The organism is Robertkochia sediminum (assembly GCF_016786255.1).
Taxonomy (GTDB): Bacteria; Bacteroidota; Bacteroidia; order Flavobacteriales; family Flavobacteriaceae; genus Robertkochia; species Robertkochia sediminum.
Map to the genome: position 1 here is coordinate 45708 of NZ_JADMKT010000062.1, position 15972 is coordinate 61679.

Sequence of the window (15972 nt, forward strand, 5' to 3'; positions counted from 1 at the left end):
TAAAGTTTTACTTTTAACACTCCAAGTAAAAGGGCATGAACAGCATTGCAAAAAGCGTGCGCAACACGGCATTTCACCGGTGGTATAAGCGCAATGAGAAATACGCTCCCATTCTATTCTTTATAGGCGGATTTATCTTTGATTCGCTTACCCTGGGGCGTATCGACCGGTTATACGACATCACCGTACTATGCCTGTACATGATCATGGCTACCTTTTGCCTGTACCTATATAATAAACCCGAAACCGGACGATGGCGATCCCGGTTTGCTTTTGCCTACCGCGATTACCTGCCACTGGCCATACAATTTTTCTTTGGAGGGCTCTCCAGCGCCTATGTGATCTACTTCTCGCGGAGCGTTTCCCTGAGTAAGACCGCGTCCTTTTTCGTGATCCTGGTCCTGTTGTTCTTTGCCAACGAACTCCTGAGAAACCGCATCTCCAACCGCTATATGCAATTTGGCATGTATTCCTTTATAAGTTTCACCTTTTTCGCCTTTATGGTCCCGGTATTCATAAGGGAGATGAACGAAACGATCTTCCTGATCTCCGGCATGCTCAGCCTGACGTGTACCTTACTCTTATTACTGTTGATATTTCGGGCCGGAACTGAGACCAGGCAACCACGTCATCTTATACAACTTACAGCCCTTATCTTCCTGGTCTATGGGGCCATGTATACCTTTTACCATTTCAGGCTGATCCCTCCCGTACCCCTGGCGTTAAAAACAGGGCTGGTAGCCCACGAGGTAAAAAAGACCGGCGACACCTATGAGGTTATCTACCAGCGCAGTGGCGGCCGGGGCATCTGGAAAGCCTACGACCAAAGGTTCTATTACAAACAAGGTGATCCCGTATATGTATTCTCTTCGGTATTTGCTCCGACAGCCCTGAAAAAAAGCATTGTGCACCGATGGGCCTGGTATAGTGCAAAGAAAGACCTCTGGCAGGCCGTAGACAGTATAAGCTATGAGATCACCGGTGGACGCGACCAGGGCTATAGGGGGTACACCTTTAAGACTAATGTCTGGCCCGGCCATTGGAAGGTCGAGGTACTCACCGATGAAGACCAGGTATTGGGGATCATCGATTTTGAGATCGTTCCCCTTTCTGAAGACCAGACGCTCAGACTTCTTAAAAAAGATTTCTAATCCGGAGAAAACATCGGTTGGACATCGTAATTCTTCCCTGAAAACACCCTCTGCATAACACCTGAGATCCGTTCAAAATAGGTCTTTTAAGACTGGAAAAGAACACCGTTCAAAAAAAATCAAAAAAACTTCACTTCACTCAAACGTTAGAGTACTACTGATCTGAGCGGTCCATTTAAAAACTATCATTTGTCATGTTTTTACCCTTATTAGCCCAGTAATTTAGTCGTCTAAAATCAAGGAAAGGTTATCCTAAAAATTCAATTCATATGACAAATTCCACTCTAACCGCTCCCATCAAAATTTCTGATAAATTTCAGGAAGGTGACTGGACGAAGACCGTTAACGTAAGGGATTTCGTAATTAAAAATATCACTCCTTATCACGGAACTTCTGAGTTCCTTGAAGGCCCCACCCTAAACACCATGAAACTCTGGGAAAAATGTACCCAGGCCATGAAAGAAGAGCGTGCGAACAATGGCGTAAGATCGGTGGATACTGAAACCGTATCAGGCGTTGCTTCACACAAGGCAGGTTATATAGATAAGGAGAGTGAAGTGATCGTTGGTTTACAAACCGACGAGCTGCTTAAGCGTGCTATGAAACCTTTCGGAGGGTTTAAAGTGGTACAAAAAGCACTTCAGGAGCATGGACTGGAACCTGCACCACAGGTAACAGCAATGTTCGAAAATCATATTAAGACGCACAACGACGGGGTATTTGACGCCTACAATGCAGAGATCAGAAAATTCCGTTCTCTCGGGGTGATCACCGGATTACCGGACAACTATGCCCGTGGCCGTATTATTGGAGACTACCGAAGAGTAGCCCTTTACGGTATCGACTTCCTTATTGAAGAGAAGAAAAAAGACCTTGAGAACATTACCGGACCTATGAGCGATAAGGTGATTCGCCTTCGCGAAGAGGTTTCAGAGCAGATCAAAGCCCTTAAAGAGCTTGTAGTGATGGGATCGTACTACGATCTAGAGCTTCACAGACCGGCAGCTTGTGCCCGCGAGGCGGTTCAGTGGACCTACATGGCTTACCTGGCTGCGGTAAAAGAGCAGGATGGTGCAGCGATGTCTTTAGGTAATGTTTCTTCATTCCTTGATATCTATATTGAGCGCGACCTTCAATCCGGTTTGATCACCGAGAAAGAAGCTCAGGAATTCATCGACCAGTTCGTAATGAAATTACGTATGGTACGTCACCTGAGACCGGCCGCTTACGACGAACTCTTTGCCGGAGATCCTACCTGGGTTACCGAAGCCATCGGGGGAACGTTCTTTGACGGACGAACCAAGGTAACCAAAACTTCGTTCCGTTTCTTGCAAACCCTGTACAACCTGGGGCCATCTCCGGAACCTAATATTACCGTACTTTGGTCTGACGACCTGCCTGAGAACTTTAAGAACTACTGTTCTAAAGTAGCCATCGACACCTCGTCTATCCAGTTCGAGAACGACAAGTTGATGCGCACCACCAGACATTCTGACGACTACGGTATTGCATGTTGTGTTTCTTTCCAGGAGATCGGAAAGCAGATCCAGTTCTTTGGTGCACGTACCAACCTGGCCAAAACCCTGCTTATGGCGATCAATGGCGGACGCGATGAGATCACAGGAAAACCGATCCTTAACGGTATCCCTGATTGTGACGACGAGTACCTGAACTATGTGAAGGTAATGGCCAACTTCCGCGTTGCCATGAAAGAAGTAGCCCGTGTGTATAATGATTCCATGAACATTATTCACTACATGCATGATAAATACTACTACGAGAAAGCACAAATGGCGCTTATCGACACCGATCCGGAGATCAATATCGCTTATGGTATTGCCGGTCTGTCGATCGTAGCAGACTCCCTTTCGGCGATCAAATACGCTAAGGTAAAACCAGTTCGTAATGAGCAAGGACTTACCACCGACTTCATTATCGAAGGTGAGTTCCCTGCATACGGAAACGATGATGACAAAGTAGACAGCATTGCTGCAGATGTGGTTGCGACCTTTAACGCCGAACTTCAAAAACTAAAAGTGTACAAGGATGCCATCCCTTCACTTTCAGTACTAACCATTACCTCTAACGTAGTGTACGGTAAGAAAACCGGTGCTACACCTGACGGTAGAGCCATGGGAGTGCCGTTTGCTCCGGGAGCAAACCCAATGCACGGCCGTGACAAGAATGGGGCTATCGCTTCGCTCAATTCGGTAGCCAAGATCGATTACGAAGATGCTCAGGACGGTATTTCAAATACCTTCTCTATCGTACCTAAATCTTTAGGTAACGATGAGCCTCAGCGTATCAACAATCTCAGAACCATCCTTGACGGTTATTTCAACAAAGGAGCACACCATATGAACGTGAACGTTCTTAACAAGGAAACGCTTTTAGCGGCCATGGAAAATCCTGAAGAGTATCCACAACTTACCATCAGGGTTTCAGGCTACGCTGTAAACTTTATTCGCCTTACGCGCGACCAGCAGATGGAAGTGATCGCAAGATCGTTCCACGAAAGCATGTAATTCCACAACCAAGGTGCCCAAGGGTCTATAACAGGGCTTTTGGGCACCTTTTTTAATGTATTGATATGCATACACCCGATAATACTCTGGCGGTACATTCCATCGAATCTTTTGGCACCCATGACGGGCCCGGCATCCGATTGGTGATCTTTTTACAGGGATGCAAGCTAAAATGCCGGTATTGTCATAACCCCGATACCATAAGTACTACGGGAGGAACGCTCTACACCATCGAAGAGATGGTAGACAGGGCCGTAAAAATGAAACCCTACTTCAGCAATGGCGGTGGCGTTACCGTATCGGGAGGAGAACCCCTCCTGCAGGCTAAGAACCTGATCCCCCTGTTTAAAAGACTGCAAGAAGAAGGGATACACACCAATATCGACACCAACGGACGCATCATGAACCACTTTAGCGAAACGCTGAGTGAGATCGCAGACCTGGCCATGTTAGATATTAAACACCCTACAGAAGAAGGCTACCGGGATATTACCGGTGAAAAAAATAAAGACATTGCCCTGCGCTTTGCTGCCATGAGAGAAGCCCAGGGAAAACCGATGTGGCTGCGTTATGTCCTTATTCCGGGCATTACCAACACACCGGAAAACCTCCACGCTCTGGGACAGCACTTTAAAGATTACCGCCATATTGAGCGCATCGAATTACTGCCCTACCACAAACTGGGCGTACATAAATGGGAAGCTCTGGGCTGGGAATACACCATGCACGACACCAAAGAGAATACCGATGAAGAACTGAAGATGGCCCGCGAGATCATGGAGGAGTATTTTGACCACATTACGGTGAACTAATTGATATAGCAGAAGGAATATGAGCACAGGGAAATTAAAGAACAGATGGCTTATTGCCGCCTCGGCAGTAGGAATTCACCTTTCGATAGGATCGATCTACGCCTACTCGGTAATGACCAATCCGGTAAAAGATGTGTTTGGCGCAGAAGCCAGCGACATCAAATGGGCCTTTAAACTGGCCATTCTCTTTTTAGGACTCACCACGACCTTTTTAGGAAAATGGGCCGAAAAGGCCGGACCCCGAAAAAGCGGTATGGTTGCCGGACTGCTCTACGGTATAGGTACCCTCGGATCGGGATTGGCCGTGCAAATGGCTTCCCTGCCCCTGTTCTATATAAGCTATGGGGTGATAGGAGGTATCGGACTCGGACTGGGGTATATGGCGCCGGTGAGCACCCTGGTTAAATGGTTTCCCGACCGCAAAGGTCTGGCTACCGGACTCGCCATTATGGGCTTTGGTTTCTCCGCACTGATCTTTGGCCCCTTCATGCAACAACTCTTTGAAAGTGCCGGGATACACAACGCATTTTACATCTTAGGATCCCTGTACACCACCATCATATTGTTAAGCTCATTATACCTGGCACCTCCCCCGGCCGGGTATGCCCCCGAAGGCTTCAGGGAAGCAAAGACCAAGGAAGGCTCTTTCCCCCAAACCGCCGAAATATCGGCTTCCCAGGCCTTAAAAACCCCGAAATTCTGGTACCTGTGGGTCATGATGTTCATTAACATCTCCTGTGGTATCGCCCTGATCTCTGCTGCCAGTCCCATGACCCAGGAAGTGCTTGGATTCACAGCCCTGGAAGCTGCAGCCATCGTGGGAGTGATAGGGATCTTTAACGGTCTCGGACGTATTTTCTGGTCCAGCCTTTCAGACTACCTCGGAAGAGATAACACCTTTATCCTCTTCTTCCTGTTTCAGGTAGTTGCCTTTTATTTTCTGCCTAAGACGGGTACTGAATGGATCTTCCTGGCCTTATTGTTCACGGTGATCTCCATGTACGGTGGCGGATTTGCCATCCTACCGGCATTTATCGGAGACCTTTTTGGCACCAAAAGCCTTGGAGTGATCAACGGTCGCATCCTTTCTGCCTGGGCACTTGGAGGGGTGGCAGGACCAACGCTCTACGACCTGATCAAAGGGCAAACCGGTTCGCTCAATACCACCCTGAGCCTGTTCTCTGTGCTGTTTTTTGCAGCCCTGATCGCAGCATTCCTCATTAAGTCGTCTGTAAAGAAGACTTCAAAGAGCGAAACCCCGGCCTTTACACGAAAGGCGGCATAGAAATTTAAGTGATATAACAACATACCCCCCGGGCCAAAGCCAGGGTGGGCGAGACAAGACTAATAGCGTATATTGATTTAGCAGTTTTCATACGTCCAAGGGGTAAAAAGTAGGGAATATACTTCCCTAATACCCACCTTTATTAGTATATTTTGCGAGCTTTTCCATACGGGTTGATCCCTGAGGAAGAGCTCGCATCGTTTTAGGACCATATCACAAACTCATGAAATACATTAAAATCTTCTTATTGCTCGCCGTAAATGCAGCACTTTTTTACGGCCTTAACACCCGCTTCGGATCTACTCCGGCGCTCGGCAAATTCCTCTCGCCCAACCAGGGGATCTGGCAAAATGAAACCTCAGACGTCGAGGCGAACACCCTTCAACTTGAGGGTCTTTCGGCTCCGGTAACCGTTCATTACGACGACTACCTTATCCCCCATGTTTTTGCAGCGAATAAGACCGACCTCTACAAGGCTCAGGGATATATCACTGCCCAGCACCGCCTGTGGCAAATGGAATTCCAGACCATGGCTTCGGCCGGACGACTCTCAGAGATCTTTGGCGAGGCGGCCCTGGAATACGACCGCCGTCAGCGCAGAAAAGGAATGGGCTTTGGTGCCGAGAACGCACTTAAGACCATGGCTTCTGATACCGAGACCATGGGATACCTCGAAGCGTATAAAGAAGGGGTCAATGCCTATATCGCTACCCTTGATGAGGCAAGCCTCCCGGTAGAATACAAGATGCTGGGATACGCTCCCGAACCGTGGACCCTGAAAAAAACCGCATTACTGCTCATGTACATGACCGATATGCTGGCAGGGCGCGATTCGGATTTTGAATACACCAATGCGCTGAGCCTTTTTGGGAAAGAGCGATTTAATATGTTGTTTCCCGACTATTTTGACCGTGTAGACCCGGTGATCCCATCAGAGCGTGAGTGGGACGACTGGCTGGTGAGTATTCCTGAAGCCCCTGCCGATAGTCTTCACCTGGACCAGCTGGCCGCTACCATAGAAAGACCACACCCCGATAACGGGAGTAACAACTGGGCCGTAGGACCTCAGAAGTCGGTTTCCGGGAATCCGATCCTGGCCAACGACCCCCACCTGGGACTCAACTTACCTTCGATCTGGTATGTGATGCAGCTGGCCACTCCGGAACAGAATACCTTTGGAGCAACCCTGCCCGGAGCAGTGGGTATCGTGATCGGATTCAACGAAGACATCGCCTGGGGAGTGACCAATGCTACCCGCGATGTACGCGACTGGTACAAGATCTCCTTTAAGGACGATACAAAAAAGGAGTACCGCTATGGCGACACGTGGAAACCAACCACCCTGCGCGAAGAATATATTGAGGTAAGGAACGGGGAAACCTTTATCGACTCGGTATATTACACCCACTACGGTCCGGTTACCTATGACGAGACCTTTAAGGGAAATCGAGGAGCTCAGGGCTATGCCATGAAATGGACCGGCCACCTTGGAGGTAACAACCAACGCACCTTACTCGAGCTCAATGCCGCCCGTAATTACGACGAATACGCCGCAGCCCTGAAACACTTCCTGGCACCGGCACAGAATTTTGTCTTCGCCTCAAAAACCGGAGACATCGCCCTTTGGATACAAGGAAAATTCCCGAATAAATGGAAGGGACAAGGAAAATTCCTCCTCGACGGAAGCAATCCCGACCACGAGTGGCAAGGCTATATTCCGCAGAAACACAATGCCCATATTAAGAATCCAGAACGCGGATTCGTAAGTTCGGCCAATCAGCATCCTACCGACCAAACCTATCCGTACTACGTGTTTAACGATGGGTACGATACCTACAGAAGCCGGGTGATCAATAACTTCTTCAGAAGTAAGGAGAAATTTGATGTTGCCGATTTTAAATCGCTCCACAACAACAATTACAACCTCATGGCGGCAGAGCTGCTTCCGGTAATGCTCGACTCGATGGATACAGAGACCCTGACAGCCGATGAAATGGAGCTCTTTAATGAAGTGCGCGCGTGGGATCATTACAACGATATTGACAAAGCTGCACCATCGATCTTTGAAACCTGGAAGGATATTCTGAAAGACATGCTATGGGATGAATTCGAAAACGAAGACCTGGCATTAGACAAGCCCTTCAATTACCAGACCGTGTATATGCTAACGCATTACCCCAATGATCCGTTCATGGACATTACTGCTACAGAAGAAACAGAAACCGCAAAAGACCTCTTCTTGAAGTCGTTCAAGCAGGCGGCGACAACCCTGATCTCCTGGAAAGAACGCAACGGCAATTACCAGTGGGGCGACTACAAGGCTACCTATGTTGGCCACCTCTTGCAAGACCTGCCGGCCTTCTCAAGGTTTAAGCTGCCAATTGGAGGGAATTCGGGTATCGTGAACGCTACCTCTGAAGATCACGGGCCTTCCTGGCGAATGATCGTAGAACTGGGAGAAACCCCTAAGGCACTGGGGATCTATCCCGGCGGACAATCAGGAAATCCGGGAAGCAAGCACTACGACGACATGATCGACAAATGGGCGGCAGGAGAATACATTGAACTGGACTTCATGCCATTCGGAGCAGCCCCCAAAGCAATGATGACCACCCAAACCCTTAATTCAAAATAATCTTATGAAAAATATACTCAACCTCATCCTCACTGCTGTAGCCGCATGGGCCATTTGCCTGATCACCCCGTGGTGGGGCATCATGATCGCAGCCCTGGCCATTTCCTTTTTAATACCCCTTAAAAAAGGAGCCGCCTTTTTGATCCCCTTCCTGGCCGTTTTTCTTTTATGGGGCATTCAGGCATACCTCTTAAGCAGTGGTAATGACCTCACCATGGCGAAGAAGATCGCCACCCTGTTCTCACTAAACGAAAATGCCTACCTGCTTATGGGGATCACCGCCCTGATCGGTGGTTTGGCCGCCGCTTTCTCCGGACTTCTGGGGAAACAACTAAGAACGGCTTTTACTGCATAGCACCTCACGCTCACCGGGCAGCACGTTCGCAATTGATCGATAGAAAACCTGCCTCGTATACTGAAGAGCATATACAACCGGGAATACTGTTTACACAGGTTCCCGGTTTTTTTTGAACTCACAACAACCTCCTCCAGGCTACGTTGCTACCCCTTCAATGGCCAATACTTAGCAAACCCACCTGTATCCCTAACCTACCGGCCTTCAGCCTCCTACTTTATTTATTAGTAGAATAATCTTACATTTAAGGAGTTAAACCACCAAGTTTTATGAAAAAAATTCTTATTGCCGGACTCAGCCTCTGCCTCATGCTATTAAGTCCGGATGCGCAAGCACAGCGAAAAAAGCGCTCAAAAGAAAAAGCCGATCCAGAGGTTACACTACCTCTCCAAGCTTTTAAGATGCGAAATATCGGTCCTGCCTTTTTATCAGGAAGGATCTCTGATATCGTATTTCACCCGGACAATGAAAACGTATGGTATGTAGCCACAGGTTCGGGCGGGGTATGGAAAACTGAAAATGCCGGAACCACCTGGAATCCTCTCTTCGATGGTCAGGCGTCGTATTCCATAGGTTGTATAGCCCTTGACCCCTCGAATCCCGAGATCGTTTGGGTAGGAACCGGAGAGAACGTGGGAGGCCGTCACGTGGCCTATGGCGACGGGATCTATCGTTCTGCCGACGGCGGAAACAGTTGGAAGAATATGGGATTACCCGATTCCCAGCATATTTCAGAGATCATTGTACACCCCGACAATTCTGATGTGGTTTGGGTAGCGGTACAAGGACCACTGTGGAATAAAGGTGGTGAACGCGGGGTTTACAAAACCACCGATGGCGGTAACACCTGGAAGCAGGTATTGGGGAACAACGAATGGACCGGTGCTACCGACCTCATTCTCGACCCCAGAGATCCGCAGGTACTTTACGCCGCCACCTGGGATCGTCACCGTACCGTAGCCGCTTATTTGGGTGGTGGTCCGGGATCAGGCATCCACAAGTCGACCGATGGTGGTGAAACCTGGACAAAGCTCACCAACGGACTCCCTCGCGGAAATATGGGTAAGATCGGGATGGCCCAATCGCCACAACAACCCGATGTACTCTATGCGGCCATTGAGCTCGATCTTAAAAAAGGGGCGGTTTACCGATCAGACGACCAGGGTGCTTCCTGGAAGAAAATGTCGAATACCGTATCGGGAGGTACCGGTCCGCATTACTACCAGGAACTCTATGCGAGTCCGCACAAGTTCGATCGCCTCTACCTCATGGACGTAAGGGTGCAAACCTCCGAAGATGGTGGTAAGACCTTTACCCAGCTTCCGGAAGCCAAAAAGCACTCCGATAATCACGCCATTGCCTTTAAGAAGAACGACCCGGATTACATCATGCTGGGTACCGATGCCGGGATCTACGAGAGTTTTGATCTGGCCGAAAACTGGAGGTACATTAAGAACCTGCCGTTAACCCAATTCTACAAGGTAGCGGTAAACAACGCCGAACCTTTTTACCACATATTCGGGGGGACCCAGGACAACGGCTCTGCCGGAGGGCCATCGGCTACCGATGAGCGGGAAGGTATTGCCAACAAACACTGGTATAAGACCCTTTTTGCCGACGGTCACCAATCGGCTACAGATCCTGAATACAACGACATTATCTACGCAGAGACCCAACAGGGCGGACTCCATCGCATAGACCTCACTACCGGAGAGCAGGTGGCGGTACAGCCACAGGCCAGTCCCGGAGAACCTCACGAACGTTTTAACTGGGATGCACCCATCCTGGTGAGTCCGCATAATCCGGAAACGATCTATTTTGCATCGTACCGTGTTTGGCGTTCGGACAACCGTGGAGACAGCTGGACCCCGATCTCCGGAGACCTTACACGTAACGAAGAGCGTTTTAGCCTTCCGATCATGGGCCGCCAACAGTCGTTTGATAATGCATGGGATGTGAATGCCATGTCTAACTACAACACCATTACTTCTCTGAGCGAATCGCCGGTGAAAAAAGGCCTGATCTATGCAGGTACCGACGACGGATTTATTCAGGTAACCGAAAACGGGGGAGAAAGCTGGAGAAAGATCCCGGTAACCCAACTCGGACTGCCTGGTCGTAGTTTTGTGAATGACATCAAGGCTGATCTCTACGATGAGAATACCGTATACGTAGCCCTTGACAATCATAAGGAAGGTGATTTTAATCCGTACCTCTTTAAGAGTACCGACAAGGGAAGAACCTGGAAGTCTATTGCTTCGAACCTGCCCAAGCGCACCCTCGTATGGCGTATGGTACAGGATCACGTAAAGAAGAACCTGCTGTTCGCTGCCACCGAATTCGGGATCTATACCTCTCTCGACGGGGGAGGTCATTGGCAAAAACTGGGTGGTACGCCAAATATGAGCTTCCGCGACCTGGTGATCCAGAAGCGTGAGAACGACCTGGTAGCGGCTTCCTTCGGAAGAGGATTCTTTGTATTGGACGATTACAGTGCGCTGCGCGACTTTACGGAAGACAAGCTGAAGAAAGAAGGGGTGCTTTTTGCGCCAAGAACAGCCAAATGGCATGTACCAAGAAGCAATGTAGGGAATACCGGCGCCGACTATTACTTTGCTCCCAACCCCGAGTTTGGAGCCGTATTCACCTATCACCTGGCTAATGACTTCAAATCGGCTAAGGCGGAACGCAAGAAAGCAGAAAAAGCACTTGACAAAGAAGGAAAAGATGTTCCCTTCCCCGGTTGGGAGGCTCTGGATCGCGAAAAGCAGGAAAGTGGCCCTATGGTATGGCTTACGATCAAAGATGCCCAGGGCAATATCGTCAAACACCTCAAGGAAAAAGCATCGAAGGGCAGTCATCGCATAGCCTGGGACCTTACCCACGCGAACAGGTTCCCGATAAACCCCGACAATGGTCGCGGATTCGGAAGGTGGTTCCGTGGTGCCATGGTAACGCCCGGAACCTATACCGCCACCCTCTACCTGGAAAATGACGGAGCGGTTACCCAATTAGACGAGCCCGTTTCCTTTGAAGTGAAGCCTATTCGCAAAGGTGTACTCCAAGGAGTAGACCACAAGACGTATAATGACTACATCACAGAACTATCTGAGGTATGGAGTGCTTCTATGGTCTTAAACAATAGTTTTGAAGATTCAAAAAAGCTGCTTGCAGCAATGAAGACTGCAGCATCGCGATCTAACCTGCAGCCGGGAGCTCTCGCTGCTGAATTCAAGGAAGCAGACGACCTGGTTTACGCCATCGAACAACAGGTAGACGGTAGCGCCTCTAAGAATGAAGTGGGCGAGCGCAATGCGCCAAACGTTTCTTCTTTTATGCAGACAGCGATGGGAGGTATGCGCACCACTTATGGCCCTACGCCATTACATCTGCAAAGCCTGGAGCATGCCAAAGCCCTTTCGGCCAAGGCTAAGGAGAATATTGACATTCTTGCCAATGAAACCCTTCCTGCCATTGAGGCCAGACTGAAGGCCGCCAATGCCCCGGTGATCATGAAGTAAATTCACTAGCATATTAATTGGAAATGCCGGCCATGGTGCCGGCATTTTTATTTTATAAGGTTATGAAGTAATCCAACATGACGAATAGTCCAACCACCCCGGCCTTAGCCATCGCACCAGCTGGCTCCTTCGTTAAAAAGGTCCATCGGACCTTTTCTTTACGCTTGGCCCTCCTTGAAAAGGAGGGGAGAAATCCAAACTACTAAGGGATGTAATAATAACATTTCCGATCTTCAAAAAGAGAACCTTCTCCTTCCACTTGCTAAGGGGAAGGTGGCCACGCCATGGGCGTTGACGGAAGGGGTTCTTCCCCACTCCCCATTCCCTACTTCCCTACTTCCCTCCTTCCCTCCTTCCCCATAACATTAATTTCTACAAAAACAACCTTGACTGCTCATTCATTTCCATTAGATTTACCTCCTTCACAGCTATGTGAACACCCCCCGAACAGCATTCAAAAAATGATGGCTTATGGCAATGTTTGTGATCAGCAAGCGCACTAACGGACATTATAAATTTGACTTTACCTCACGAAGGGGAACACCTATATTCAGTAGTATTTCCTGTAAACAAAAGAATGATTGCGAGGCGATCATTCACGGGATCAAAGGCAATTTTGACGACTTCACCCTCACGCGAAAATCCACCCCTGCGGGGAAGCATTTTTTCCGCCTTTCGCACAACGGACTCGTACTGGCAACCAGCAGGTATTTTTCTACGCCCCTCCGGCTGGAAAAGGGACTGGAAGAGATACAGAAATACCTCCATGAAACCGAGATCCTCGATTTTTCAGAGAACGGAGATATCTTTGGGGAAGAAGAAGAATAGACACGGCCTTTAATCAAGTCCCAATTAAACGCTCACCGAGCTGTTTCCGGACAAAAAATGCTTAAATTACGGGGTAAGGATCAGATAGCTATGAACACTACCAAAAAATACCCTAAAGGCACCTTTATCGCTCTTGGCATGCTCATCTTTGTTCCGGTTGGCATTGCCCTATCTATAGGCACCGGAAACCCCGGACTCATAGGTATAGGTCCGGCGATAGGCCTTCCCATCGGACTCGCATGGGAAGAGCACAAAAAAAAGCAGGGAAAGATCAAAGACGACGTGGAAGGAGAAGGTGTTGGAAAACTTTCCTGGTGGACCATCGCCCTGGGGGTCATCTTCCTTCTTGGAATCCTTGTCATGCTCTTTTACTTTTGATCCGGCACTACATGAGCGCCTCATAAAAAAAGCCACCTTTTTACGGGTGGCTTCTTATTTTTTAAGATCATTTAATTACCTCTTAGAGATCAAAACGATCGAGATTCATCACCTTATCCCAGGCTTTTACAAAGTCTTTCAGGAATTTCTCTTCGCTGTCGGCACATGCATAGACCTCAGCCAGCGCTCTCAGTTCGGTATTCGACCCAAAGATCAGATCTACTCGGGTTCCCATCCACTTCAACTCTCCCGTCTTGCGATCGCGGCCTTCAAACACTTCCTGATCATCAGAAACTGCCTTCCAGGTGGTTCCCAGGTCGAGTACATTCACAAAGAAATCGTTGGTAAGCACCCCGGGACGTTTGGTAAACACTCCATGGGTAGACTTATCGCAATTTGCCTCCAATACTCTTAATCCGCCCAACAATGCGGTCATTTCCGGAGCAGTCAGGGTAAGCAGCTGAGCGCGGTCAATGAGCATCTCTTCTGCAGAGACCATATAGTGCTCTTTAATATAGTTTCGGAATCCGTCGGCTAGTGGCTCCAGTGGTGCAAATCCTTCGACATCGGTTTGCTCCTGGGTAGCATCGCCACGTCCAGGAGTGAACGGAACGGTAATATCGTGCCCCGCATCTCTGGAAGCCTTTTCAATAGCCGCACATCCGCCAAGAACGATAAGGTCGGCCATAGAAACCTGCTTGTCGCCATTGGCATCATTAAAGGCTTTTTGAACACCTTCAAGAGCCTTGAGCACTTTTTCGAGTTTTGCAGGTTCATTCACCTCCCAATCTTTTTGTGGTGCCAGGCGAATTCTTCCTCCGTTAGCACCTCCGCGCTTGTCAGAACCTCTAAAGGTCGAAGCCGAAGCCCAGGCCGTACTTACCAGTTCTCCAACGCTGAGCCCGGTATCGAGGATCTTCCCTTTAAGTGCAGCCACATCATCTGCATCAATAAGCTTATGGTCTACTGCAGGGATAGGATCCTGCCAGATAAATTCTTCTTTAGGAACTTCCGGTCCGAGGTAACGGCTTACCGGCCCCATATCCCTGTGCGTAAGTTTGAACCAAGCCTTAGCGAAGGCATCGGCAAACTCATCGGGATTTTCGTAAAAGTGTCTTGAGATCGGCTCATAAACCGGATCCATACGCAGGGCAAGGTCGGTGGTGAGCATGAACGGATCGTTCATTTTTCCTTTCACATGGGCATCAGGAACAGTACCTGCCCCGGCTCCGCCTTTTGGCTTCCACTGATGGGCTCCGGCCGGACTCTTGGTAAGTTCCCACTCGTAACCAAAGAGGTTTTCGAAGAAATTATTACTCCATTGGGTTGGCGTTGTGGTCCATGCTCCTTCGAGTCCGCTGGTAATGGTGTTTTCAGCATTTCCACTACCCAGGGTATTCTTCCACCCCATGCTCATCTCTTCAATAGGAGCTCCTGCAGGTTCTGCGCTTACGTATTCTTCAGGGTTACCGGCTCCGTGTGTTTTCCCAAAGGTATGTCCGCCGGCGATCAGCGCCACCGTCTCGTAATCGTTCATCGCCATTCTACCAAAGGTCTCACGGATGTCTTTGGCGGCCTTTAGCGGATCGGGTTCTCCGTTCGGACCTTCCGGATTCACATAGATGAGCCCCATTTGAACGGCAGCCAACGGATTCTCCAATTCGCGGTCGCCGGTATAACGTTTATCGCCCAACCATTCACCTTCAGAACCCCAATAAATATCTTCTTCGGGTTGCCATACATCGGCACGACCTCCGGCAAATCCGGCCGTTTTGAATCCCATGGTTTCCAGAGCCACATTCCCGGCAAGGATCATGAGGTCGGCCCATGATAGCTTCTTCCCGTATTTTTGCTTGATCGGCCACAGTAATAACCGGGCCTTATCGAGGTTGGCATTATCGGGCCAGCTGTTAAGCGGGGCAAAACGCTGGGTTCCCGAACCTCCTCCTCCGCGACCGTCGGCAATACGGTAGGTTCCGGCACTATGCCAGGCCATACGAATAAAGAACGGACCATAATGTCCGTAATCTGCCGGCCACCAATCCTGGGAGTCGGTCATGAGGTCGGCAAGGTCTTTTTTTACCGCCTCCAGATCGAGGCTCTTAAAGGCCTCGGCATAATCGAAGTCAGGATCCATGGGATCGGTGAGCTCCGAATGCTGTCGGAGAATGTTCAGATTTAACTGGTTGGGCCACCAATCGCGATTGGAAGTACCCCCACCGGCTACGCTCTTTAACTGCCCCCCTAAAAACGGGCACTTTGACGCATCGGCATTTACGTTGTAACTTTTGGCGTGATCGCCTGAGTGATTCTTATTGTCCATTTGATTAATTTGTTTATTGTCAACACTCTAAAGTAGGCCTTAATCAATAAAAAAATACCTTCAGCTAATCGTTATTCACAATCAAACCATCAACAAACCTTATTTGAAATTAAAACACAATCAAATAAAGCTATACTAAAGGCCAGCATCGAATCATAA

At 49.0% G+C, this 15972-nt stretch carries 10 protein-coding genes; 9 read left to right on the top strand and 1 reads right to left on the bottom strand.

The window, feature by feature from the left end; all coding sequences use genetic code 11:
* Positions 1-35: 35 nt before the first annotated feature.
* From IS446_RS00515 to IS446_RS00555, 9 genes are all read left to right on the top strand, one after another.
* Positions 36-1151 carry a DUF2914 domain-containing protein gene (locus tag IS446_RS00515; protein WP_203057207.1) on the top strand — a complete coding sequence of 372 codons (1116 nt, stop codon included), beginning with the start codon at positions 36-38 and terminating at the stop codon, positions 1149-1151.
* Positions 1152-1420: 269 nt separating this feature from the next.
* Positions 1421-3676: a formate C-acetyltransferase gene (gene pflB / locus IS446_RS00520; protein WP_235996353.1), complete on the top strand. Its 2256-nt coding sequence runs from the start codon at positions 1421-1423 to the stop codon at positions 3674-3676.
* A 65-nt stretch (positions 3677-3741) separates the two neighbouring features.
* Positions 3742-4488, top strand: a complete 747-nt coding sequence (gene pflA, locus IS446_RS00525; protein WP_203057208.1) for a pyruvate formate-lyase-activating protein — start codon at positions 3742-3744, stop codon at positions 4486-4488.
* 19 nt (positions 4489-4507) lie between these two features.
* Positions 4508-5773, top strand: coding sequence for an L-lactate MFS transporter (locus tag IS446_RS00530; RefSeq protein ID WP_203057209.1), 1266 nt, complete (start codon positions 4508-4510; stop codon positions 5771-5773).
* Between the two features lie 223 nt (positions 5774-5996).
* Positions 5997-8408: a penicillin acylase family protein gene (locus IS446_RS00535; RefSeq protein ID WP_203057210.1), complete on the top strand. Its 2412-nt coding sequence runs from the start codon at positions 5997-5999 to the stop codon at positions 8406-8408.
* A gap of 4 nt (positions 8409-8412) precedes the next feature.
* Positions 8413-8763, top strand: coding sequence for a hypothetical protein (locus IS446_RS00540; RefSeq protein ID WP_203057211.1), 351 nt, complete (start codon positions 8413-8415; stop codon positions 8761-8763).
* Positions 8764-9032: 269 nt separating this feature from the next.
* On the top strand, positions 9033-12284 hold the full coding sequence (locus IS446_RS00545; RefSeq protein WP_235996354.1) for a WD40/YVTN/BNR-like repeat-containing protein: 3252 nt from the start codon (positions 9033-9035) through the stop codon (positions 12282-12284).
* A gap of 471 nt (positions 12285-12755) precedes the next feature.
* Positions 12756-13112, top strand: a complete 357-nt coding sequence (locus tag IS446_RS00550) for a DUF1508 domain-containing protein (RefSeq protein ID WP_203057212.1) — start codon at positions 12756-12758, stop codon at positions 13110-13112.
* A 90-nt stretch (positions 13113-13202) separates the two neighbouring features.
* The gene (locus tag IS446_RS00555) at positions 13203-13490 is read left to right on the top strand and encodes a hypothetical protein (protein WP_203057213.1); all 288 of its coding nucleotides are present in this window, start codon (positions 13203-13205) and stop codon (positions 13488-13490) included.
* Between the two features lie 82 nt (positions 13491-13572).
* Here IS446_RS00555 and katG read toward each other — a convergent pair whose 3' ends face one another.
* Entirely contained in the window at positions 13573-15813 is a 2241-nt protein-coding gene (katG, locus tag IS446_RS00560; RefSeq protein WP_203057214.1) for a catalase/peroxidase HPI, read from the bottom strand.
* Positions 15814-15972: the final 159 nt, after the last annotated feature.

Coding starts and splice junctions, on each gene's coding strand:
- IS446_RS00535 (WP_203057210.1), top strand. CDS start 5,997: ATGAAATACATTAAAATCTTCTTATTGCTCGCCGTAAATGCAGCACTT.
- IS446_RS00540 (WP_203057211.1), top strand. CDS start 8,413: ATGAAAAATATACTCAACCTCATCCTCACTGCTGTAGCCGCATGGGCC.
- katG (WP_203057214.1), bottom strand. CDS start 15,813: ATGGACAATAAGAATCACTCAGGCGATCACGCCAAAAGTTACAACGTA.
- pflB (WP_235996353.1), top strand. CDS start 1,421: ATGACAAATTCCACTCTAACCGCTCCCATCAAAATTTCTGATAAATTT.
- IS446_RS00530 (WP_203057209.1), top strand. CDS start 4,508: ATGAGCACAGGGAAATTAAAGAACAGATGGCTTATTGCCGCCTCGGCA.
- pflA (WP_203057208.1), top strand. CDS start 3,742: ATGCATACACCCGATAATACTCTGGCGGTACATTCCATCGAATCTTTT.
- IS446_RS00515 (WP_203057207.1), top strand. CDS start 36: ATGAACAGCATTGCAAAAAGCGTGCGCAACACGGCATTTCACCGGTGG.
- IS446_RS00545 (WP_235996354.1), top strand. CDS start 9,033: ATGAAAAAAATTCTTATTGCCGGACTCAGCCTCTGCCTCATGCTATTA.
- IS446_RS00550 (WP_203057212.1), top strand. CDS start 12,756: ATGGCAATGTTTGTGATCAGCAAGCGCACTAACGGACATTATAAATTT.
- IS446_RS00555 (WP_203057213.1), top strand. CDS start 13,203: ATGAACACTACCAAAAAATACCCTAAAGGCACCTTTATCGCTCTTGGC.